The following is a 23,418-nucleotide window of genomic DNA, read 5'->3' on the forward strand; positions in this document are numbered from 1 at the left end:
CTATCTGCTCCCATTGATCATCGCGCAGAGCATATCGTCGGGGCATCTCAAAGCTCCTCACAGTAGAAGAGTCTTTAAGATGAAAGATTAATGTAGATACGTCAAGTTAATTGATGACACGCCCTAGATGCATCTGCTAGCGAAATTCGGAAACGATATCTAAAAATCGCCCGCAGTCTGCACCCAGATGCTCGTGGACAGGGAGCAGACGTCGCACAGGCGAGTCAGTTGCTTTCTAAGCTAGTCAATCCGGCCTACGAGACGCTTTCGCAAGATAAAGAGCGGGAAGAGTATCGCCTGTTGGTGCGGCTCGTGAGTCAGCGAGTCACGATGGAGCAAAACCAGCAGATGCACACGGTTAAAGCAAAGGAACTGCTCAAAGCCAATGATGTTGGTGTTTTGTACAAGGAAATGGTTGCTGAGCTGGCAGAGGGGCAATACCAGACGTTAGATCATGTTCAAGCTGTTGTTGAGCAGTTAAGCGAGTTGAATCTTGCCTATTTGATTCGTCAAGAGAGTATGGCGAGTGCGCCACAGCAAAAGTTTGCTACCTCCCAGACCGTCCAGACATCTGCTCCAGAACCGGTGCCACAGCCACCACCCTCTTCGCCCAAGACGGCGGTGACGTCGCCGCAGGCTGCTCCGGCTCCCAGTAAGCCCCCGGTCGATTCTTTTGTGAGTCAATATGTGCGCCGTGCTGAGGAGTTGATGGCGAAGAATCGCTTTCAACAGGCGATTCAGGAGTTACGCGATGGCTTAAAATTGGATCCTAAAAATAGTCAGTGCCAAAGTTTGCTGGGCAGCATCTATCTCAAACAGAAGCAGACAAAAATGGCTAAGATTCATTTCCGGCAGGCTTTGAAGCTGGAGCCTGGCGATATTGATGCGCTTAAAGGCATGGAGAAAATTGCCAAGCTGGAGAAGGCGGCCCAGGGCACCAGCTCTCAAAGTGCTCAGCAAGCCTCAGGGCGTAAGGGGTTATTTGGGCTGTTTGGTGGCAAAAAGTAGATGGAACGCTTGAGTTTGATAATTGCGCAGACGGCGGAGCAGTTGAGTCAACTTACTCTCTTTGGTCACAGAACGAACAATACGAAGCTCACAATGTTCTAGACGCTGCAGCATCGATTTTAGGTTGCGATCGCGACTCGCTAGTTTATTGGTCAGACAAGCTGGTTGGCGCAGACAAGAATTACACAGCACTCGGTCACTCCTCAGTTAAATAATGGGGGCTTAAACCCCCCGCACCGCATGGCAAAGATGAGGCGTGATTTTACGTCGATTTGATTTTAGCCAACATCCCATCAGATGGCACTCTCTATTGTGCGGCATTGTTCAATGTGAAACTGTGCCCCATATCACTTGAAGGCTTGATCTTGAGCCGCTGTGACAAGAGCGGTCTAATCAGACTAGAGTAGAAGTAGGTTAACAATTCGCAACCTTTCATGGATTATCCCCGAGCAACGATGACGCGAGCGGTAAGGGCTGTGGCCTGTAGTCCGTTTGATGTAGAGCTGTTTAAAGCGATGCGATCGCAAAGTATTTCCCTCGCTGAGATTGCCGGACAGCAGGGCATCACGCATCGCTACACCCGTCGCTCCCTATCAGAGCAGAAAGTAGAGGGCCTGTTGACGTGGCTCATTGATGTGGGGCTTCTGCGGCGTGAGGTTGACGGTCAAGGTTTGACAGATAGCTTTCGGTTGACGCCCCTAGGTCAGCAGCTCCTGCAGCTCTGGCAGCAGCAGAATATCCCGCGCCCTTCCCTTGCGGACTATTGGCGTAATCTCTGCAGCCGCTGGGTGCGGTGGCCGGTGTAGATGGGCGCAATCATGGTGGTGGGAACCACCTCCCATGCTGGGAAATCGCTACTCACCGCTGTCATTTGTCGATTGCTGAAGCGTCAGGGCAAGCGGGTGACTCCCTTTAAAGGGCAAAACATGGCCCTCAACGCCTACGTAACTGCCGCCGGAGAGGAGATGGGACATGCTCAAGCCGTCCAGGCTTGGGCCGCTGGCGTCGAGCCTCAGGTGGATATGAATCCTATTTTGCTCAAGCCCCAAGGAGATATGACTTCTCAAGTGGTGCTGCAGGGGAAGGTGGTGGGCCGAGTCCAGGCGGCAGACTACTACCGAGATTATTTTGACCGTGGCTGGCAGGCGATTACCGGGGCGCTGGAGCGACTGCAGCAGGACTTTGACTGGATCGTTTGTGAAGGAGCCGGAAGTCCCGCAGAAATTAATCTTAAGCATCGTGATTTGACGAATATGCGTGTGGCCAAGCATCTACAGGCTCCAACGCTGTTGGTGGCAGACATTGACCGAGGCGGTGTTTTTGCCCATGTCGTCGGAACGCTAGCGCTACTGGAGCCAGATGAACGGGCGCTGGTGCGCGGCATTGTGATCAACAAATTCCGGGGGCAGCGCTCCTTGCTAGAGTCGGGGGTGACGTGGCTGGAGGATCGCACGGGAATCCCTGTGGTGGGCGTGATTCCCTGGCTACCCCAAACGCTGCCTGCAGAGGACTCGCTGAGCCTTTTTGACCGTCGTGCAACAAAGCCAGAGGCTGAGATTACCATTGTCGTCATTCGGCTCCCGCGAGTGGCTAACTTTACGGACTTTGATCCGTTAGAGTCTGAAGCCAGCGTCAACTTGCGATTTGTAGATCCCTCTGAGCTTTTGGGAACGCCTGATGCGGTAATTTTGCCCGGGTCAAAAACGACCATTGCCGATCTGCAGGTGCTGCAATCATCTGGGATGGCTGCTCAGATTCAGGCTTACAGCGCGGCGGGTGGCATGGTGTTGGGCATCTGTGGAGGTCTGCAGATGCTGGGGCAGGTCTTGATTGACACGACCGGCGAAGAGGGCCAGGAAGGAGAATTTCCAGGTCTTGGGCTGTTGCCGCTACGAACGGAGATGACGATGGCGAAGATAACCCAGCAACGACAGGTTCTGAGTTGTTCTCTACCGGCCCAATTTGAGGCTCCGTCGGCGGAACGGCCGATTCACGGTTACGAAATTCATCAGGGCCAAACGCAGATACTTGATTCCAGTATTGTTCAGCCTTTATTTGACGATCCGACTTTGGGCGTCGTCAGCTTAGAACGTCTGACGCTCGGCACTTATCTGCACGGCCTGTTGGATAATGGGGCTTGGCGGCGATCTTGGCTCAATCAAATTCGGTGCCGACGCGATCTTTATTCTTTGCCGACGGATGTGCCTGACTATGAAGAACAGCGCAATCAGATGTTCGATCAGGTAACGGATGCCATTGCGGAGCATCTCGACCTCACGCCCTTGCTGACCCTAACGCCAACCGATACTCATTAACCTATGGACAGTTCTGTTCCTGCGACTCTACCGGCATGGATCATTCTTGATCCGATGCTCACCCGCTGGCTGCAAGAAGATATCGGTCGAGGAGATTTGACCACTCAGGCCCTGGGTCTATCGGAGCAGGGGCAGGCAAAGCTTCTATTTAAGCAGGCAGGATGTGTGGCGGGTCTTCCTCTAGTGCAAAGGGTATTTTCTCTTCTTGATGGCCACATAAAGCTGATGCCGTTGGTGGCAGAGGGAGAATGGTGCGCCGCAGGCACGGTTGTGGCTGAGCTTCAGGGGCCGATGGCGCCGCTATTAACAGGGGAACGAGTGGCTCTCAATCTGATCATGCGGCTGAGTGGGATTGCGACTTTGACAAAGCAATATGGAGATGCGATCGCAACCCTACCCACGCAACTCGTCGATACTCGTAAAACTACCCCTGGCCTCAGATTGCTAGAAAAATACGCCACGAGAATCGGAGGAGCCAAAAACCATCGTCTGGGCCTCGACGATGCCGTGATGCTCAAAGACAACCATATTCAGGCGGCAGGTGGCATTGGTGCCGCCATTGATCAGGTCCGCACCCAGATTCCGTATCCCCTTGCCGTTGAGGTGGAGACTGAAACGTTAGAGCAGGTGACAGAAGCCCTAGAGCATGACGTGGATATCATTATGCTCGACAATATGCTCCCAGCTCAGATGCAGAAGGCTGTTGGAATGATTCGAGCCTGCAGCACCACAATCAAAATTGAAGCTTCTGGCAACATCACCTTAGACACGATTCGGGCTGCCGCTGAAACAGGGGTTGACTACATTTCGACGAGCGCCCCGATTACCCAAGCCCCCTGGCTCGATATCAGTCTACGGATGATTGCTTAAGTCGTCATGCACGGTTGTAGGATAGGCTCCTATTAAAATCCCGCGAGGTCAGGCGATCCCGCGACAGGACAGATGTGATCGCCTCAGGGTACACTTGCAATGCGGCGAGACTCACGAAAAGTCCTGTCGCAACTGCGCTTGATTTATCGTTGCTTGTCAGGTCTAAACCCAATATGTCTGACCTTCCGTTTACGCTCGATCAGCTCCGTATTCTCAAAGCGATCGCAGCAGAAGGGAGTTTTAAGCGGGCCGCCGACAGCTTGTATGTCTCTCAACCCGCCGTGAGCCTGCAGGTCCAAAACCTGGAGCGCCAGCTTGATGTTCCACTTTTTGATCGAGGCGGACGTCGCGCTCAGCTAACTGAAGCTGGGCATCTGCTACTCAACTATGGCGATCGTATTCTCGCCCTGTGCCAAGAGACCTGCCGAGCTATTGATGATCTGCAAAATCTTCAGGGCGGAACCCTCATTATTGGAGCTAGCCAAACCACCGGCACCTATCTCATGCCGCGTCTTATTGGTCTGTTTCGCAAAGAATATCCTGAGGTTGCTGTTCAGCTTCATGTACATTCCACCCGCCGCACTTGCTGGAGCGTTGTCAACGGACAAGTTGATCTCGCCATTATCGGCGGAGAAGTTCCCCCAGAACTCCAGGAATCTCTTGAGATCTCGCCCTATGCTGAAGATGAGCTGGCCTTGATTTTGCCCGTCTCCCATCCCTTTGCTCGGCGAGAGATTGTACATCGAGAAGATTTATATAAGCTCAACTTTATTGCCCTTGATGCTCAATCAACCATTCGTAAGGTGATTGATCAGATTTTGGTGCGGGGCGATATTGACCCCCGTCGTCTCAAGCTAGAAATGGAGCTTAACTCTATTGAAGCGATTAAAAATGCTGTGCAGTCGGGGCTAGGGGCCGCTTTTGTCTCGATATCAGCCATTGAAAAAGAGCTTGACCTGGGGCTCTTCAAGCAGGTCGCTATTGAAGGTGTCGTAGTGAAGCGGGTTCTTTCGCTCATCATTAACCCCAATCGCTATCGTTCTAAGGCTGCCAAAACCTTCATGCATGAAATTTTGCCGCAGTTTGCCAGCGTCAGCGCGCGTCTAATATCGCTCTCTGAAGTCGAGAAACCACTGTCGGCAACCTCTGGTTCTACGCCTCTATAAGCCGGTGACGCATGAGAGATAAGGCGTTCCGATCTCCACCTAAGGTTAATGAAAGCCTCACCCAAAAGAGCCTACCGAATTTATTTGCAACGTATGTTACACCTGTGATAGCTTGAGAGCCTGAGGACGCATAGCTCAGTTGGTTAGAGCACCACGTTGACATCGTGGGGGTCCCCCGTTCGAGTCGGGGTGTGTCCATCCTTTAAGTGTAAAAATGCTTGTCTGAACGTTTGTTTTCGGAGCTTGCTGATATCGGATTAAATAAACAGAAAGTTATACAATAATCTGACTCACTTTTGATCTAAGTATGCTATGCTCCACTGACAACTCTAGTCTAGACGCAGATCTGTTGTTGGCAAATTGCCACAACTCGGGGGAAACAGGCTGCTTCTAAGAGCAACGTTTTGACGTAGCTAGCGTTGTATTTTAGTTCGTGCTTCGTCCTATCTGCTGCTCCACCAAGGATGTGGGGTTGGTGATGACGATGGATCTTGGATAGGAACGATTTTTTTGAGTCAAATTTTATTGGTAGAGCGGCAGGATTAATACGCTGGGGGATGGCAGATATGAGACAAAACACTCAAAACAGGTTGCTGTGCTTTTTGAAAGAAGAACTTTCTTTGCCTAGCGATTCTATTGGCCTTGCTTTACGACACCTAGAGCAGGATCCTGGTCCGTTGCCTATTGTGCTGTGGCAGTATGGCCTGATTACGCTTGAGCAATTAAATAAGATCTACGACTGGTTGGAAACGTCATAGAGACTTGACCCAGGCCTTGGGTAAAGAAAGCAGTTTCTGGCGCTTTGGAACGTAGGCCCGTTTGCTGAAGACGTCGTACTGGTTGTGCTTAATGACGTCTAGGATCCTTCGATATAGGATGAGTGCCGACCAAACTGGCCAACGCGCATTTTTCTCCAGTGATCGGATGCCGTCTTCGGCTTGGGCGAAAAACTGGTGTGCGCGCTCAATCTGAAACTGCATCAAGGAACGCCACTGGTCGTTGATGACGCCATCAAAGAGTTCCTGTTCGGTATAGCCAAAGCGCTTTAGATCGTCGAGTGGGAGATAGATCCGACCTCGCCGAGCGTCTTCGCCCACGTCACGCAGAATATTGGTGAGTTGATTGGCGACACCCAGAGCAACGGCCTTTTCAATGGGGCTGCCCGGTGTTGTCTCAGGGATGGCCCAGGGTGGCTGCAGGCGATCGCAAAAGGGTTCGATGCCCATGACGGGAGCTGACATCAAACCTACGGTACCGGCAACTCGGTAGCAGTAGAGATGCAGTTCCTCAAAGGTGTCATATCGGCTACGCTGCAGATCCATTCGTTGCCCTGCAATCATGTCTTGAAAGGGCTGAATATCAAGATTAAAGCGTTTGATAGTATCCTGAAGGGCGACATCTTCGCTTTGGATGGGGTGACCAGCAAAAACGGATTCTAGCTGCTCTTGCCATTGATCCAATGTGGCCGCCAGCTCTTCCGGTGTGGAATTAGCGGCTTGCGGACCATCCATTAGTTCATCTGTCTGGCGACACCAGACATAAATCGCCCAGATGCCCCGCCGCTTTTCGGGCGTCATTAGCAGCGTGCTGAGGTAAAAGGTTTTGGCATAGTCTGCTGTAACCTGACGACACTGCTCGTAGGCATCTTCGAGGGAAGACAGGGATTTGACCTGGCTAACCTGGCGTCGTGGCGTTTCAGGCAGTTGTAGCATGTGTCAGTGACGGAGAGCGAGACAATGATGGAGCAGATTTGCCACTATCGGAGGCAGAGGGATTATTTGCGATCGCATGTGCTGCCAGCTTACCAGAAAGGACCGCTCCCTCCATACTGCCAAGGTATTCCTGCATGGTGTAGCTTCCGGCCAAAAAGAAGTTGGCGATTGGCGTGGTCTGCACGGGACGACACTGCTGTGAACCCGGTACAGCCTTATAGACTGACCGAGGCGTAATCACAATTTTCTGCTTTAGTAGCTGGGCTGAGTCGTCACCTTGAAAGTGCTGAGGGAAGAGGTTTTCAAGCTCTGCCATCGTGGCGGCTAGTATTTCATCTTCAGACTTAGAAATCCAATCTTTTGCAGGGGCTAAAACTAGCTCCAGCATAGATTTGTTCGGATCGGCATACTCACGACAGGTATTGCTCATGTCCGCGTAGACACTTAACAAAGGCGACCGAGAGAACAATAGATTATCAATCTCAGTTAGCTTGCGGTCAAACCACAGATGAATGTTGATCACCGGTACGCCTTCTAGTCCCTGCATTTTTTTGAAATAGTCTAGCTTCTGCCAGGGTTCGGGCAGCATGACCTTAAGCGGATCAACGGCCATCGCAGAGACGTAGGCATCAGCAGAAACTTCGTAGTCTTCAGCACCCTCAAGACCGCGCATCAAAAAGCTGTTGACGGAGTCATCCTCTTTAAGACGAATTTCCTTGAGAGGGGCATTCAAATGAATTTCACCACCGCGTTCAGTGATGTAGTCCACGATGGGTTGACATAGGCGTTCAGGGGGTGAGCCATCTAAGAAGGCGACGCGAGAGCCGTGCTGCTCTTGCATGAAGTGGTAGAAAGCCGAGAACATCACGGTGGCGGTGATCTCTTCGGGATTAATAAAGTTGAGAGATTTAGAGGCGGCTAAAAAGAGTTGGTTGGTGACGTTCTCAGGGATGCCGTGTTGATCGCACCATTCAGTCCATGAGTACTTATCCATCTCTTCGGCGTAGGATTGCCCCTTAATCATGGCGGGCACTAAGCCGACCCCTAAGCGCACCTTCTCCGGCCAAGAGAGCATATCGTTGTTGCGGGCGATTGCCGCCAGGCCATTCCAGGGTGCGGCTACATTCGGGAAGTCAAATCGAGAGTAAGTTCCTGGCTTGTCTGGCTGGTTGAAGATCATGGTGTGCTCTTTCCACTGCAGCCGATCTTCAATGCCTAACTCTTTAAAGAGCTGGAGCATATTCGGGTAGGCACCGAAAAAGATATGTAAACCCGTCTCATACCAGTCGCCGTCCTCATCTTTCCAGGCAGCGACAAGGCCACCTAAGACATCCCGGCGCTCATAAACGATAGGAGTATGACCATGATCAACTAAATACTTGGCACAGGCTAGCCCAGCTAGGCCACCCCCTGCGATCGCAACTCGCATGTATTTCAACTATCCTTCCGCGACGCCAATGGGCGCGTCTGCTGTCTTGCAGCCGCTCCGTCACTAATTATACCGTTGCAATCCGTAACATTTCAGGAATATTTAAGATTGCTAGATTTAAATCATCACGGCGAACGTCTGAAACCGTCGGATATAGAAGTACACGTATTGATTAGGACATAAAAATGACTGCAATCTATCTGTGCTGAAGAAGGGCTGTCCTAACTCAGCCGGGTACTGCTCTAAGCTCCAGAAATACCGTAGAATTCAATGGACTTCGGGCAGGGTGAGCTGACGATTGTAGGTTCTCCAAGGGGCGCTGTCATTGAGGGCCTCCGGTTTGAATCGGAAACCCGAAGGCCGACGCTCAAGTCTCCTGCCAAAGAGTCTGCTGTCATCGTGGGTTTCCCATGCGCATTAAACGCCCCCTCAAAACGATTACTGATGTTCTCGTTTTCAAAACGCCCTTAGAGGCCCAGTTGATTATTACGCGACGCTGCAATTTGAGCTGTGGCTATTGCACAGAGTACGACCACACCTCAGATCCTGTTCCTCTCGCTGACCTTAAAGATCGAATCGATGCCATTCATCGATTAGGCGTGATCAATATTTCTTTGCTAGGGGGTGAACCGCTGATGCACCCAGATCTGATGGAAATTATTGAGTATGGCAGTCGTCACAGCCAGGTTTCGATGACGACCAATGGTTTTTTGCTCAAGAAAGAGCTGATTGATCGGCTTAATACAGCGGGCCTCAGCAATCTACAGATCAGTATTGATGCTCTGGAGTCTGACCCAACCCACTATATTCAGAAGTCGCTGAATAAGCTGATCTCAAAGCTAGAGCTGCTCAAGGAGTCTGCTACCTTTGATGTCCATGCCAACGTGGTGATGTGTGAAGCGACCAAAGAGACGTTTACAGAGACCGTTAACCAGATTCGGGCTTTTGGCTTCTATGTCTCTGTGGGGCTAATCCATAATGATCAGGGGCAAGTTCAAGTGCAGGGCGATGACTACATAAATCTCTGGGACCAGCACTTTGCCAATCGTGCGTCTCATACGAGCCTAGATTATGATTACGGTCGTCAATTACTGCAGGGGCAGCAGCCAGAGTGGATCTGCCGTGCGGGATCTCGATTTCTCTATATTGATGAATTTGGACTGACGCAGTACTGCTCTTCACAGCGTAATCGCCTAAATAAGCCGATCACGGACTACACCCGTGCAGATTTGCAGGCGCAGTTTAAAGAGCGAAAGGGCTGTGAGTCGGGCTGCTCTATTCTCTGTGTCTATCGCGACTCGATGCTCGATAATCAGCCGCTGGCAATGGTCAAAGATGCTTATCAATCCTGGCAAAGTGGCTCTATTTCTTTCTGAGGAAATATCTATACGTGATCTCCTGATTCAGAATGTTTAAGTCTGGAACGAGGCGGCTATTCTTTCGCCTGCTGTTTTTGCTATTGCTGGGTGTGGGGTTTGTGATTGCTTGGCATCGCTTGCGCTTCGATGGGGAAGCTTTTTTGGAAACGCTCCGACAGTTTGGCCCTACTTCTTTGGGGACAGGTCTAGTCATTGTCCTTGTCCAAATCGCGTTCCAGATCTCTCGCCTCTGGGTACTTTGCCCGCCAACGGTAGGTGTTTCCTGGCGGCAGGCGGCACGATCTTTTACCTCTGGGCAATTTGTCGGAAATTTTATTCAAGGACAGGCCGGACATGCGGTCAAGGTGGCTGTTCTCCGGCAGCCTGCGAATGCTCAGGGGCGGCAAATGGCGACGGCGGAATCGACGGCTATTGTGTTCGTCGATAAGGTGATGGATATCTTAATGTTGCTGGGGCTAACGGGACTGGCGGTCCTGCAGCTCGGGTTACTGGCACGGAGCTGGCGCTATTTCGACCATAATTTGCTGTGGGGCATTCCGGTGGCGGCGGTTGCGATCGCAATCTTGATCTATGTTCTCCGCCGCTGTTCAGGGCGCATTCAGCGTGGGCTGGCGGATTTCAAAAAGGGTTTGGCCGTCGTCAAGGTACCGATGCAGTTAGGCCAAGGCATCACAATGGGGCTGGGAGACTGGTTTACTGAAGGCCTGCTTTTGCAGGTGCTCTGTGTCGCTCAAGGGTTTCCGCTATCGCCCGCTCAGTTGATGGTGAGCCTATTTATTCTAAATGTCGGCATTTCAATCCCCATTTCTGTGGCTAACGTAGGGACGTTTGAGGCTGCGCTAATTTTTGCCTTGACGCGATTTGGCGTACCGCTGGTGCAGGGGGTTGCGATCGCAACCTTATTTCATCTTTACCAAATGCTCGGCATTGCCCTGTGGATGCTGGTGATGCTTCCAAAAAATGTCAAAGCTGAGATGCAGGGATAATAGCTTTTGAGACGATTTGCCCGAACTTCTAAGCACTCGACCCTTATAGAAGTAAGATTGGCGCTGTTCATGATAAATTCACACACAGTGAGCGCTTCTAATATTACGGAGCCAAGCAACGATTACAGGATTTTCTGTCAAGCTGAAGGACACCTCTATTGCAATGAACTCAAGCCTTCTCTTTACACCTACGCTATCAGCTCTACTCAAAAATAGACCTGCCTGTCTCGCCGTATCTGGTGCCACTATGCTTCACCTGACCCTGATGTCATTAGGATTGCCAAGCTGGCAATGCCCACTTCGCTATGGCTTGAATATACCTTGCCCTGGCTGTGGTCTGTCACGCTCTGTTGCGGCTCTCGCTCACGGACATTGGCATGATGCGGTCAACATTCATGCATTTTTCCCTCTCATGATGGCTGCTATTCTACTGATATTGGTAGCCAGTTTTTTGACTGACACTGCTAGGCTTTCTCTCGCGAATCGTTTAGAAAATGTAGAGGTTGACTTTGGAATTACAAATTTTATCTTAGTAGCCTTTGTTATCTACTGGTTAGTTCGGCTGCTGTTTTTCTCTAGCATTTTGTATCGGTTAGTTATGTGATACCTTTATCTCTAGATTTTGTTTTGAGATGGGGGATAAGAGTTGTGGCTTTAGTGGCTTCTATATTGGCGATTGCAACCTCAATTGGTTCAATTGTTTGTTGGATTATTGTGTTAACAAAACTTTTCCCCTCAGAAGGTGTGGGTTTAGGGATTTTGGGAATTATTTGCGGTCTCTACACCTTTATCTGGGGATGGCAAAATGTCAATCAGCACGATATTAAAAATATTATGTTGATTTGGAGTTTTTGCTTTGGGATGGGGATAGTCCTGAACGGCGTATTGACTGTGGCTGCTTCGTAGGAGTCGAAAGAAAAAATTTGTATATTCGTCACCAATGATGTGTGCTGCTCGTACCAGGCACATCATTTTTTGTATCAGTCTTCGGTTAGTAGGCTGTGAGCAAAGTTCTCACGCCTGCTTGAGACCCAACCGAATCCGAATGAAGGTGGCTCCCATAAATAACAGAGGACTCAATAAAAATCCTGTGATCACCAAATGCAGCGGAAAGTGAAAATAAAGCCACCAAAGCAGCAAAATTCCGGTACTGGAGTCGATGTGGTCAAAGATAAAAAAGAGAGGGCTACTCTGAGCACCGGCTGGAATCTGTAGCCGCCGTTTGACAAAAGAGTTGGGTAGCTCAGCAAGGTTACAGGCAAAACCGATCAGCAGCCCGTATTCTAAGGTACTGACGTCAGCAAAGCTCATCCAGGCATCTGGCACGACCGGACTGTAGTGTTCCAATACCTGGAAGCAAAATGTAGCCAGTAGATGCGTCAGCGGTAGGCTTAAAAGACCGCGCCAGCGTTTATTCTCACCAAACCATTCTCGCTGAATAGGGTGATTAGCCCACTCTAAAAGGGAAGTCTGCCAGAGATAGGCTTCCAGGATGCCAGCGGCAAACAGACCCAACAGTAACCAGATGAGGTTAAATGAGTCTTGAATCAACTGGTTAGCTGCAGAAGGCATGACGGTTCCCTTGAGACAATTGATTTTAGAAGCAGATCTGATCTACTGTCCATCGGGAATTCGGTCTCGTTCCCAGACTGTAGCGGCTTCTCTGACCTCTGAAACGTTTACATGGCAGGAAGGGAACCACTCTCAAACACTCAATCTGTCGGATATTCTGAATGTCTCCCCTTCGCCAGCAAAAGAGGCCGTGGAATTTATCGTGACGGCCTGTCCACTGCGGCGTCGGCATCAATGGACCCAGGTGCGACGACGAGTGATAGAGACTTATACGTTCTCTTGTTCAGAGGATTTGCGATCGCAATGGCTGTCAGCATTTTCTCAACTCCTCCGCACCCCTGCGAAACATCTAGTCGTGATCCTCAACACCACTAGCGGGCAAAGGCGGGGACTGCAACTCTTTGAGCGTGTCCGCCCGCTGCTAGAAGCGAGTCAAATTCAGGTAACGGTGGCAGAGTCTAAAAATGGTTCCCAGACGCGGCAATTGATCCAATCGCTAAACCTAGCTGAGTTCGATGGTCTAGTGGTGGTGGGCGGTGATGGTACCGTTCACGATGTGATTAATGGACTGATGCAGCGCTCGGACGCGGCAACCGCGATTCAAACACCTATCGGCGTCATTCCGGCAGGGACAGGCAATGGCCTCTGTCAGTCTCTGTTAGCGCAGGCGGGTGAACCCTACGATGTGATGTCAGCAGGATTTGCGATCGCAAAGGGCCACCCCCAGCCCTTAGATATTTTGCAGGTCCAGCAAGACGGGCAGCTATCCTACGGTATTCTCTCGCTAGCGTGGGGACTCATCAGTGATAGCGACCTCGCCTCAGATCGTTTACGTTGGCTAGGGCCGCTGAGGGATGATATCTGCGCGCTGCTGCTGATTGCTCGCCTGCGCGCTTATCCTGGACGTCTTGTGTTTGAGCATGAAGGTCGAAAACAGACTATTGAAGATGAATTCATTGCGGTGTGGGGCATGAATGTCCCCTGGGCCGCCTCCAATATGTTCGTGGCTCCCAACGCCGAGCGTGCCGGAGGAAAACTAGACCTCCTGATGGTGCGTCGGGGCGCCTCCCGATGGCGGTTGCTCCAAGCTTTTTCACAGCTTGATACGGGAGGACACGTCCAGTTCGCAGAGGTGGACTGCTTCAAGACCAGCCGATTGACTCTAACACCTGAAAAGCGATGCGGAACGCTAGCGATTGACGGGGAACCCGTTTCCTATGGCAAAACTGAAATGACAGTATTGCCTATACTGAGTTACTTCTTCGCTTTGACAAGAAGTGACTCAGTATTTGGGCCGCGAAATTGATTTCGTCCGTGTTTTGAGATTCCCAAATATCAGCACCCGCATATTCCTGAAATGAGTAACACAGCAGCCCAAGACTATCTCAACCTTAATGAACTTCAATAGGGACACTAGCTTATCAGGAGGTTGAGATCCAGTAACGGTAGGGCAACAGATTGAAATGCTCCATCAATAGAAAAATTTTTGGTTTGCGATCGCACAATTTAAATCGATCACCTCAACCTTGCAAGAGTGAATAAGAAGCTGAAAACTTGATATCTAGTATAAACAGCTACACTATTTCGAGCAGTGTAAAAGCTGTCTGTCATGGCAGAATGCATTTATGTACTCAGTACAGATAACCGATAATAGTGTTTTTCAAGTTGTTGAATAAGATGTCACTGTCCTCATAAATCTATTAAATATAATCTTGTAGAAAAATAATCTCACCCAAAAAACTTCCTGATAAAACTAATCAATGTATACGTGTATACATTCTATATTCGAGGTGAGCGTGTAAAGTAATCACCTAATGTCAGTTAGCTCAGTTAGCTTAAATAAATTCCTCAGCATCATTCCGAGTTGAAAAGCATCTAAAGCCCGGGTAGTTAGAGTTTTAACTAACGTATCTACTATTCAAAATGTTTCAATAAATAATTTTTATCTAAGTGGTCTAGCACGCTTCATTATTTACCTTGCCCCCGCCTTCTCAAGCTTTTCCAGTAAGGCAGCCTACTCTTGCTGCATAGACTAGTTTTCTTTATAAGTAATATTCACGGTTAATAGGAGTTCGCCTCGAAAGCCTTTTAATACTATCCTTGTATCTAAAATTTCGTTAACCAGCAAAATATTTCTTGGATTTAGCAATCCGTAGCCATGAGTGAAGTCAATGACGCTATCATCCTCTACCTTATCTCCTTCTCATTCAGCCACACGCGAGCCTGTTATTGAAGCCTATCTTTTAGAGCGTCGCATAACATTTATGACAACTCCTACATTAGTGAATGTCATCAGCGATATGTGCACATGTGGCAAGAAGTTTGTGGTCGCTAACTACAACGTTCACGGTTTTAATCTTTCAATGCAGTTGCCATGGCTCGATGGCTTTCACAAGACTGCAAACATCACCCACTGTGATGGGATGGGAATCATAAAACTGGTCAATATTTTAGGACTCAAGCTGCCAAAAGAGTATAAAAATTCATACACACTTTTGATGCCTGAGCTTTTAGAGCGATGCAACGAGAGGCAATTCTCAGTCTACCTTCTGGGAGGGAAGCCAGAGCAGCTCACGAATGCCCTCATTAATTTAAAGAACAGATATAGTGAAGCTCATTTCTCAGGACATGACGGCTACTTTTCGGTCCATGATTCTAATCGAAACGAAAGCATAATCAACGAGATTAATGCGATTAAACCAAATGTTTTGATTGTCGGCATGGGTATGCCTCTTCAAGAGCAGTGGGTTGACCTATACAGAGATAGGATAGATGTTAATGCGATTATGCTAGGTGGAGCAGTAATTGATCGGTTCGCAGGTTTAGTTCCTGATTGTCCTCATTACATTTCGGATCTAGGACTAGAATGGTTATTCCGATTGCTAAGAGAACCAAGGCGACTGATGGGTCGTTACCTACTCGGAAATCCAGTCTTTTTATTGAATATTGCCTTGGCATCTGCCCTTGGAATTCGTCCTTTGACTATTGGTCGGGTTGATGAGAACTGGCAAGAGATTATTCCGTAAGTAAGTTCCTGAAATGAGAGGATTGAAGCATTGCCTATAATTGGGCCATCTTTGTCGACGCATACATCCACGCTGTCTTTCCCCACTGATGTTGATTTTCTAGAAAACAAACGACGTGAACCTAAATTATGGTTTTTGATTCCAAAGTCAGCATTATAATTCCGGCATTTAATGTTGCATCTTATCTTCAATCAGCTCTTGAGTCCGTTGAAAGGCAGTCCTACCAAAACTTCGAAGCAATTGTTGTTAACGATGGCTCAACTGACAATACGGCTGAGATAGCTAGCTCCTTTTGTGAGTGTGACAGCAGATTTCACCTGCTATCTAAACCGAATGGTGGACTTTCATCTGCGAGGAACTATGGCATCAGACACAGTCAGGGAGAGTACATTGCTCTTTTAGATGGTGATGACGTCTATGAACCCGATAAATTACTCAATCACGTTTTTCATCTAGATCGATTGCTTAATGTGGGTGTTGTTTACAGTGCTTCAAGAGCCATTCGTGAAGATGGGCAGTCTACGCCAATGTACTTGAGCGGAAAACCTGTTAAACAGAATGACTTGGCAGCGCTTTTGTGTAAGAACTTTGTAGGTCATGGCTCCAATAGTATATTTCGCCGCTGTATTTTTGAGGAGATAGGTGAATTTGATGAAAGACTTAAAAGCTGTGAAGATTTAGATTTTTGGTTGAGAGTTGCTTCGGCTGGGCGGTGGCAGTTTTACCGCGAGTCAAAAATTTTATGTCAGTATCGAGTGCGCCCATCTGGTCTTTCTTTTAATGTGACAGAGATGCAGCGCTGCAACGAAAGAGTGCTTGAAATGGCCCGTAACAGAATGCCTAGCCTAGTCGAACCACTTCTCCCAACAGCTAATGCTTACATGTATCGCTATCTAGCACGTTTATCCTTGACTGCGGGCAATATAGGTGATGCTCGTAAATTTATTGACAAAGCATTATCATCTGATCGTTCTATCTTTCTTCTCGACTGGCGATCTTTCCTCACCCTTATGTCAGTTCGCTTAGCTCCCATCTCTAAGATAATGCTTCACTTAGCCTTGGGTTCACATAAGTCTCTAAGCCAGACGCCTTTGATTAGCCTTAACCAAAAAAGATAAGTATTATTTCTAGAGTATCAAGTCTACTGTCTCATGACTTTTTTATCCACGAATGAGTCTCTTTACTTGAACCAGATTCCAACAAGCTAATCCAAATTATAATGGAGACTTTGATATAGTGCAGTTAGCTTATGTTTCGGTAATTGTTCCGGTTTTTAATGATATAGAACGCTTGGAAAAATGCCTGAGGGCTTTGGAGGAGCAAACATATCCGAAGCATCTATACGAAGTTATAGTCATTGATAATAATTCTGATGAGGATATTGAATGTTTAGTGGCTAGCTTCAAGCACGTAAAACTAAGCTTTGAAGCTAAGCAAGGTTCATATGCAGCAAGAAACAAAGGTATTTCCCTATCTGTGGGCGAAATATTCTCTTTTACTGATTCAGACTGTATACCTAGACCTCAGTGGATCGAGAAAGGAGTTGAAGCTTTAGAGTCCAATAATGCTGACTTAGTAGGTGGAAAAGTAGAATTCACATTCTCATCTGAAAGGACTGCTGCTGAAATTTATGATTCTGTGACAAATATGCAAATAGAAAAAAATATAGCTAGTAGAAAAATTAGCAAAACGGCTAATTTATTTGTTCGGAAAACTGTCTTCTCTGAAATTGGTTTATTCCCAGGTAATCTTAAGTCAGGTGGAGATGTTATTTGGACTAAGAGGGCAACTGACGCAAATTTTTACTTAGTATACTCTTCTGAAGCATGTGTATTACATCCAGCACGTAAGCTAGTATCAATGCTCAGGAAACAGTATCGGGTCGGTTCTGGTCAACCGTCTATATGGCTAGAGCAAGGGCAGTCATTGACGCAAATTTTTAGCAATATTATATTTGGGTTTAGACCTCCTTCACGCAAGCAAATTCAGCAAAACTGTATAGACCGTGCGCGTGAGATTCGCTCTAGCTACATATCTATTTGGCGGGTTGCTTGGTTGTGTACTATCGCAACAAGCTTAGGACGTTTAAGTGGTTTTTTTATGTTTTATTCAGCGAAATGAAACTCTATGATTTTATTGTTGAAAGTGCTAACTCGGCCCTGCCTTTTCAAAATAATTCGACAGGCAGTATGCCAGCGGGCCACAACGGTTTATACCATGACTTAGAAACTCCTGTAAGAAATACTTCACATTGGCTTATTACTTTTTTAAAGGCATATTCAATATCTCATGATCAGAGATTTCTCAGAGCTGCTGAGTTTTCAGCTCAGTACTTATGTAAGAGTGAAGTAAGGCCAATGGGAGCCACATTTTGGCACCGCCAGAATCCTGAAAAAGATGCATGCAATGGTCTTATTGGTCAAGCGTGGACGATTGAAGCATTAGCAATAGCTGCTCAGAAACTGGAAATGCCTGAGTTGTTAGACTTGGCACAGGAAGTGTTTCTACTTCATCCATTTAATGAAGAAGCTGGGCTTTGGCAACGGGTTGGTGTTGATGGGAGTTACTTATCGTTCGATTTAACATTTAATCACCAGTTGTGGTTTGCTGCTGCAGGCAGTTTGATAGCAAAATATGGTTCTAGCGAAATTGATAGGCAGGTTCAGTGCTTTATCAGTAAGATCCCGAATCTCTTCAATACTTACGCTTCGGGGCTTATCTATCATTTGATTATTCCCAAGCCTGTAGGATTTCGGCAAAAACTTGTGAATCTAATTGAAGAGCAAAAGTCAATCCAGAAGCGTAAGATGTTGGCTTATAAAGCTATTGGATACCATAGCTTTAACCTTTATGCTTTTGCACTGTTGAAGAATCAGTATCCAAGTCAAGAAATTTGGAGAAGCAAAAAAATTAAAAAATCTCTGTTATATGCTAAATCAAGCCAGTACTTTAGAGATGTGCAGAATAACAAATATGGCTACCCATATAACCCTGCCGGGTTTGAAATACCTTTTTCTCTCCATGCCTTCAACGTTTGTGACCGATCAGAACAAGAAAAATGGATTTCTTCTCAATTTAATATATGTTTTGACTTCAGTGAGAATATGATGTCTAAGAATACAGACGATCCAAATACTCATTCTGCGAGAATCTACGAAGCAACAAGACTATCTAATATGGAGGTTGTAAGATAACTGCGTCTCATCAGCTTCAAGATATGCGAACGTTTTTTCTATTTAATTGGACTCAGTTTTGTCGATTTTGATAGAATCTTGCGTATTGCTTATATAAGATGAGAATATGCCTCACCTCTAATGTGATTAAGCAGTAAAAATGAGATTTTGATAATGTATTATTGTGATTTTATGCCGATTTCGCCTATGTTTTTTTGATTGGTTGCAGCCCTTTAATTATAGTGCTGTGAAAAGAGTTATCTCTTTTAATCTAAGCATTCTGTAACAAAAAAATTATCTATTCGTGTAATTCAGCACTCCATTGAAAAAGAACTAAAAGCTCAATCCTGTCGTTTCTGGTATACCTCTTAATCTTTTTTGCACTTGTTTGTAAAAGAGACTCGCCGCTTCTTGCTGAATACTTTGCATGCTTACACTCGCCTATGAGTCATCCTTCTACACATACTAAGTACAGTGAGTATTTTAATACTTCAAATCTTAAGGCTGACTTGAAAGAGCGCTCTATTCGTAGTGGCGCAGTTACGATTACATCTCAGTGGTTTCAGTTTGTCCTACGGATGGGATCAACGGTTTTTTTGGCTCGTTTATTGAGCCCTGAAGACTATGGTTTGATTGGGATGGTAGCTATCCTCACTGGTTTTGTTCAACTCTTCAAGGATCTAGGATTATCTGCAGCTACAGTACAGAAAAAGGAAGTCGATCATCAGCAAGTTAGTACTCTGTTTTGGATCAATCTTGGCGTCAGCTGCTTAGTTGCTTTTGTTGTTGCAGCTCTTGCTCCTATCTTAGCCTTGTTTTATCAAGAGCCACGACTGCTTTGGGTCACGCTGGCACTTTCGACTAACTTCATTTTCGGTGGATTGACCGTGCAGCATCAGGCTTTGATGAGGCGGCAGATGCAGTTTACTAACTTAGCTAGGATCGGCATTTGTTCGGTAGCTGTAGGCTTAATTGTAAGCATTACTATGGCTTGGCTAGGTGCTGGATACTGGGCATTGGTCGGAATGCAGTCTGCAAGCTCGATGACCACTGCAGTGTTCACATGGATCGAATGCAAATGGCGACCAGAAAGGCCCACACGTAGATCAGATATTAGAGATATGTTAGCCTTTGGTGGAAATTTGACGGGGTTTCGCACACTAAATTACTTTTCTCGTAATCTGGATAATCTTTTAATTGGGCGGTTCTGGGGTGCAACAGAGCTAGGCCTGTACGCGAAAGCGTATCAATTAGTTTTACTTCCGATCCAACAGATAAATTCTCCTGTTAATAATGTCGCGATGCCAACTCTCAGTAGTTTGCAGGATGACCCGGAAAGATATAGTCGGTACTATTACAAAGCCATCCTGCTTATTACTAGTCTGGGAATGCCGATTGTGGCGTTTATGTTTGCCTCATCTGATAAGCTGATACTACTTTTATTGGGTGAGCGATGGATTGATGCAGTTCCTATCTTTAGACTTCTAATACCTGCAGCTTATATTGCTACCTTCAATGTAGCGACGGGCTGGGTCTATCAGTCATTAGGTAGAACTGATCGTCAACTTCGATGGGGTGTTATTGGTTCGATATTAAATGCGTTGGTATTTATGGCTGGAGTCCGTTGGGGGGCTATCGGTGTTGCAGCAGTATTTGGGATGACGAGACCATTATTTTTTTTCCCTGCTCATATCTACTGTTTTCAGGGGACGCCTATTAAGTTCAAAAGCTTCTTGTCTGTTCTAGCAAGACCGACTATTGCTTCTATTGGTGCCGCTGGGTTGCTTATGGTTTTTCACAAGGTAGGCATCACACAGCATAGCAGCATCGGAGTGCTATTGCTCGATATAGCTTCATACATAGTGCTTTACCCTCTTCTCTGGATAGGTCTTCCGAACGGCAGAAGGCGTTTCATGGAAATTTTGGGTATATTCAGTAGTCTTAGAAAGAAGAGAAAAAAGATCTAGGACTACGGCTTTTGTTGTGCTTTGCAATAGAAATAAAATCTGAAATTTGCGTGACATTATGAATTTTCTCTTGAGACATATTTTTTCCTTGCCATCGTTTCTTTTATCTGGTGATGTAAGCAATGTTATTTGTCAATCAAGATAAGACTCAGTACGAGAAAAATTTACTCTCGTTGAAGGATGCTTAAGATGATAAGTAGACAACTTTATGAAATCGGGCCGAGCTACTTCTCCTGTTGCGTTGAATAAAAAATCACTCTGACTCTTGTCGCGAGCACACGAATGTTTCAAATTGCTCATTTAGATGAGGATGTACAATTTAAAGTCGTTCTTAATTCGCTGAAATATATGCTTATTAATCAATTGTCGTTAGCTTGAAATGTTATTCAACATAGATGCAAATGGGGATCTCAAATATAGAATAAATCACGGAGAAAAAATAGCCGCTACTTGGTACATCAAGTGCTAGGACCCCGCTAGTGGTTATAACCAATACTCCGGACAGTTTTCGGAACGCAGCCATAAGCCTTTCAGCATATGAAGTATAGAAAATATCGAATTAAATGCAACTCAGGGTCAGACCTGACTTTGAGTTAATGATCCTTGGTACACCCTAACCCTAGGGGGATGGTTATCCAGCCTCTAAAAAAGTGTCCGGACTATTGTATAACAGCAACTGGAGGTTCATAAAATGTCAAGTCAAAATAGAGAATGTTAAAAGTAAAGATAAAAAATACTTTCATTATGTTCTAGAGCCTCTGTTACAGTAAAATGTTGAGCTTTGTTAAAAAACTATGAAGCAACATCCAATCTTTATTGTCGGGGCACCTCGATCAGGCACGACACTACTTTCAGCTTTGCTGTCAAGCCATAGTCGAATTGCTTGTGGGCCTGAATCACATTTTTTTAACAAGCTTGCTTCTAAAGAGATAGACGACGCTATTCAAGATGATAACTGGCCAAACAAAGCAGTGAGCTTGCTGACTTCCACTAAACTATCAGGTCAATGTGTTTATGAACTTTTTGGCTTGAAATCTGACGATATTAGAGTCTATCTTACAAATCGATCTCCTTCTTTGAGAGTGCTACTGGAAGCTCTCACCGTTCAGCATGCTCATAAACTAGATAAGGTTCGTTGGGCTGAGAAAACACCAAATCACTTACTTTGCCTCCCATTGATTCGCAGCACCTTTCCCGGGTCACCGATCATCCGAATTATTCGTGATCCGAGAGATTCGGCAATGTCTATGCGCAAGCTGCCATGGGCTAGTCAGTCAATCTTGGCAAATTGCTATTTGTGGGATGCATGGTTCTCTTCAAGTCATGAATTTTGTGTTCGGGATGAAGAGACGCTAACTATCCGATATGAAGATTTAATTCTAAGTCCGAAAACTGTTCTTAGCAAAATCTGCTGCCATATTGGAGAGAGCTTTGAAGAAAATATGCTAGACACCTCAGAAACAGCCAGGATTGTAAGCTCACCGAATGAGTTTTGGAAAACTCAGGTTGCGGATCCTCTAGATCTAGATCGTTTATATGTGTGGAAAAGGGAACTTCCTAAACAGCTTTTGAAGCCTACTACTTATGCTTGTCAATATGGAATCGAGACTTTTCAGTATGAACAAGCATCGCCTCCAAAGTCTCTTTACTTTTTATATTGCCTAGATCGAGATTTCATTGAGATGAATGAGGCTTCTATTATAGAATCTTCGAATAATGGTATGGAATTTATTCAAGTTCAAAAAATCAAAGTTCTTGAGCATACTGATTTGGGTGCTGGAACGTTCTTTGTCTGCAAGTTGCCTGATTTGGAAGATGAGTTTCTTGAAAAGGTACTGTCCCTCTTGAAGTTTTTTTTGTACTTGCTTATCAATCGAATGAGAGGGCACTCAATTGCTTGTCCGGAAGATTATCTGGATTTAAGAAAAGCTAAGGGATTGAGTAATTTTTGGCGCATATTCTTTCTTAAAATACTCGGATCGAAAGCAGCTTCGATATAGAAGCAGATTTATATTTTGAGACTGTTATACAGGAATAGTATCGCATGAAGATTTTCAGAAATAGGCATGATAATCCCCGTATTTTCTTCATGCATATACCAAAATCAGGAGGTACGTCTGTTGATTATGCGATGCGAAAGAACTACCAAAATAGCTTTAGAAGAATTGAAGCTTCTGCATCTTATAAAGCATCTGAGATTGTAAATTCGCATATGCATTGGGAAGAAAATTATAATGCCTGTTTTAGGTATCGAGAAGGTTTGCTAGTTTATGAAATGGTTAGAGGTGTTCGCTATATTAGTGGACATATATTATATGATCAGAAAATATGGTATTTATTTAAGGATAAATATAACTATATTTCATTGCTGAGGCATCCCGTTGAACGATATGTATCAAACTATTTTTATAATAGGTATAAAGATAGTGAGCATTGTAGGCTGGAAACCAGTATTTCAAGTTTTTTGGAGTCAGACTTAGGTCGCTCTTGGGGACACGAATTTATTAAGTTTTTTTCTGGTTCGCAAACTAAAAGTGATGACTTGCCAGAGGTTAAGTTGAATGTAGCCAAAGAGAATGCCTTGAAATTTAATACGATTGGGTTTTTAGATTCTCTTGAGAGTTTTGTGGCTGAATGTAAAAGCAAATATGGTTTAAAGCTAAATATCCCTCATAAAAGAAAAAATCCTAAGGGTAATTATGGACTGTCTAAAGCTGAATTCGATAGAATAGCCCACGTTTGTCGCTTTGATATTGAACTCTATGACTTTATTCGTTCTAGTAGCTGTAAAGTCTATTAAATTGTAGTGGACACC

At 46.1% G+C, this 23,418-nt stretch carries 21 protein-coding genes, 1 tRNA gene and 1 pseudogene; 20 read left to right on the forward strand and 3 right to left on the reverse strand.

Translation table 11 applies throughout. The features are described from left to right. Window positions 1–138: 138 nt before the first annotated feature. The 8 genes and pseudogenes from C1752_RS29745 to C1752_RS19130 all read left to right on the forward strand — a co-directional run. A pseudogene (locus C1752_RS29745) lies at window positions 139–282 on the forward strand (J domain-containing protein); the annotation flags it as partial. 66 nt (window positions 283–348) lie between these two features. Next, on the forward strand, window positions 349–1,008 hold the full coding sequence (locus C1752_RS30090) for a tetratricopeptide repeat protein (protein WP_339373423.1): 660 nt from the start codon (window positions 349–351) through the stop codon (window positions 1,006–1,008). A 434-nt stretch (window positions 1,009–1,442) separates the two neighbouring features. Beyond that, window positions 1,443–1,814 carry an Npun_F0494 family protein gene (locus tag C1752_RS19105; RefSeq protein WP_110987661.1) on the forward strand — a complete coding sequence of 124 codons (372 nt, stop codon included), beginning with the start codon at window positions 1,443–1,445 and terminating at the stop codon, window positions 1,812–1,814. Further along, the gene (cobQ, locus tag C1752_RS19110) at window positions 1,815–3,323 is read left to right on the forward strand and encodes a cobyric acid synthase CobQ (RefSeq protein WP_110987662.1); all 1,509 of its coding nucleotides are present in this window, start codon (window positions 1,815–1,817) and stop codon (window positions 3,321–3,323) included. A 3-nt stretch (window positions 3,324–3,326) separates the two neighbouring features. Beyond that, entirely contained in the window at window positions 3,327–4,193 is an 867-nt protein-coding gene (nadC, locus tag C1752_RS19115) for a carboxylating nicotinate-nucleotide diphosphorylase (RefSeq protein WP_110987663.1), read from the forward strand. Window positions 4,194–4,366: 173 nt separating this feature from the next. Beyond that, entirely contained in the window at window positions 4,367–5,359 is a 993-nt protein-coding gene (locus tag C1752_RS19120) for a LysR family transcriptional regulator (protein ID WP_110987664.1), read from the forward strand. A 124-nt stretch (window positions 5,360–5,483) separates the two neighbouring features. Beyond that, window positions 5,484–5,557 (forward strand) — tRNA-Val (locus C1752_RS19125). A 368-nt stretch (window positions 5,558–5,925) separates the two neighbouring features. After that, on the forward strand, window positions 5,926–6,117 hold the full coding sequence (locus C1752_RS19130) for a DUF2949 domain-containing protein (RefSeq protein ID WP_110987783.1): 192 nt from the start codon (window positions 5,926–5,928) through the stop codon (window positions 6,115–6,117). On the opposite strand, the gene C1752_RS19135 is transcribed toward C1752_RS19130, so the two are convergent. Further along, complete coding sequence (locus C1752_RS19135; protein WP_110987665.1) at window positions 6,112–7,071, reverse strand: phytoene synthase; 960 nt, start codon at window positions 7,069–7,071, stop codon at window positions 6,112–6,114. The genes C1752_RS19130 and C1752_RS19135 overlap by 6 nt on opposite strands. Beyond that, on the reverse strand, window positions 7,055–8,500 hold the full coding sequence (pds, locus tag C1752_RS19140) for a 15-cis-phytoene desaturase (protein WP_110987666.1): 1,446 nt from the start codon (window positions 8,498–8,500) through the stop codon (window positions 7,055–7,057). Before pds ends, C1752_RS19135 begins: the two co-directional genes overlap by 17 nt. Window positions 8,501–8,910: 410 nt before the next feature. On the opposite strand from pds, the gene C1752_RS19145 reads away from it, so the two are divergent. The 4 genes from C1752_RS19145 (at window position 8,911) to C1752_RS19160 (ending at window position 11,771) form a co-directional block, all read left to right on the forward strand. Further along, complete coding sequence (locus C1752_RS19145) at window positions 8,911–9,876, forward strand: radical SAM protein (protein ID WP_110987667.1); 966 nt, start codon at window positions 8,911–8,913, stop codon at window positions 9,874–9,876. 32 nt (window positions 9,877–9,908) lie between these two features. Next, entirely contained in the window at window positions 9,909–10,865 is a 957-nt protein-coding gene (locus C1752_RS19150; protein ID WP_110987668.1) for a lysylphosphatidylglycerol synthase transmembrane domain-containing protein, read from the forward strand. 265 nt (window positions 10,866–11,130) lie between these two features. Further along, entirely contained in the window at window positions 11,131–11,469 is a 339-nt protein-coding gene (locus C1752_RS30475) for a DUF2752 domain-containing protein (protein ID WP_353962724.1), read from the forward strand. Between the two features lie 44 nt (window positions 11,470–11,513). Next, complete coding sequence (locus C1752_RS19160) at window positions 11,514–11,771, forward strand: hypothetical protein (protein WP_110987670.1); 258 nt, start codon at window positions 11,514–11,516, stop codon at window positions 11,769–11,771. A gap of 108 nt (window positions 11,772–11,879) precedes the next feature. Here the strand turns inward: C1752_RS19160 and C1752_RS19165 are convergent, their stop codons facing one another. Beyond that, window positions 11,880–12,437, reverse strand: a complete 558-nt coding sequence (locus C1752_RS19165; protein WP_110987671.1) for a CDP-archaeol synthase — start codon at window positions 12,435–12,437, stop codon at window positions 11,880–11,882. On the opposite strand from C1752_RS19165, the gene C1752_RS19170 reads away from it, so the two are divergent. From C1752_RS19170 to C1752_RS19205, 8 genes are all read left to right on the forward strand, one after another. Continuing rightward, a complete protein-coding gene (locus tag C1752_RS19170) occupies window positions 12,436–13,743 on the forward strand; it encodes a diacylglycerol kinase family protein (protein WP_110987672.1) in 1,308 nt (435 codons plus the stop codon). The two genes, C1752_RS19165 and C1752_RS19170, sit on opposite strands and share 2 nt — an antisense overlap. An 865-nt stretch (window positions 13,744–14,608) precedes the next feature. After that, a complete protein-coding gene (locus C1752_RS19175) occupies window positions 14,609–15,463 on the forward strand; it encodes a WecB/TagA/CpsF family glycosyltransferase (RefSeq protein WP_110987673.1) in 855 nt (284 codons plus the stop codon). Between the two features lie 128 nt (window positions 15,464–15,591). Next, window positions 15,592–16,581: a glycosyltransferase family 2 protein gene (locus tag C1752_RS19180; RefSeq protein ID WP_110987674.1), complete on the forward strand. Its 990-nt coding sequence runs from the start codon at window positions 15,592–15,594 to the stop codon at window positions 16,579–16,581. Between the two features lie 118 nt (window positions 16,582–16,699). Beyond that, window positions 16,700–17,584: a glycosyltransferase family 2 protein gene (locus C1752_RS19185; protein WP_158535142.1), complete on the forward strand. Its 885-nt coding sequence runs from the start codon at window positions 16,700–16,702 to the stop codon at window positions 17,582–17,584. Further along, window positions 17,581–18,657, forward strand: coding sequence for an agl cluster protein AglQ (locus tag C1752_RS19190; RefSeq protein ID WP_110987676.1), 1,077 nt, complete (start codon window positions 17,581–17,583; stop codon window positions 18,655–18,657). Before C1752_RS19185 ends, C1752_RS19190 begins: the two co-directional genes overlap by 4 nt. Window positions 18,658–19,079: 422 nt before the next feature. Next, complete coding sequence (locus C1752_RS19195; protein ID WP_110987677.1) at window positions 19,080–20,603, forward strand: lipopolysaccharide biosynthesis protein; 1,524 nt, start codon at window positions 19,080–19,082, stop codon at window positions 20,601–20,603. A 794-nt stretch (window positions 20,604–21,397) separates the two neighbouring features. Continuing rightward, on the forward strand, window positions 21,398–22,603 hold the full coding sequence (locus C1752_RS19200) for a sulfotransferase family protein (RefSeq protein ID WP_110987678.1): 1,206 nt from the start codon (window positions 21,398–21,400) through the stop codon (window positions 22,601–22,603). Between the two features lie 44 nt (window positions 22,604–22,647). Further along, window positions 22,648–23,403, forward strand: coding sequence for a sulfotransferase family 2 domain-containing protein (locus C1752_RS19205; RefSeq protein WP_110987679.1), 756 nt, complete (start codon window positions 22,648–22,650; stop codon window positions 23,401–23,403). Window positions 23,404–23,418 lie beyond the last annotated feature (15 nt).

The organism is Acaryochloris thomasi RCC1774 (assembly GCF_003231495.1).
GTDB lineage: Bacteria > Cyanobacteriota > Cyanobacteriia > Thermosynechococcales > Thermosynechococcaceae > RCC1774.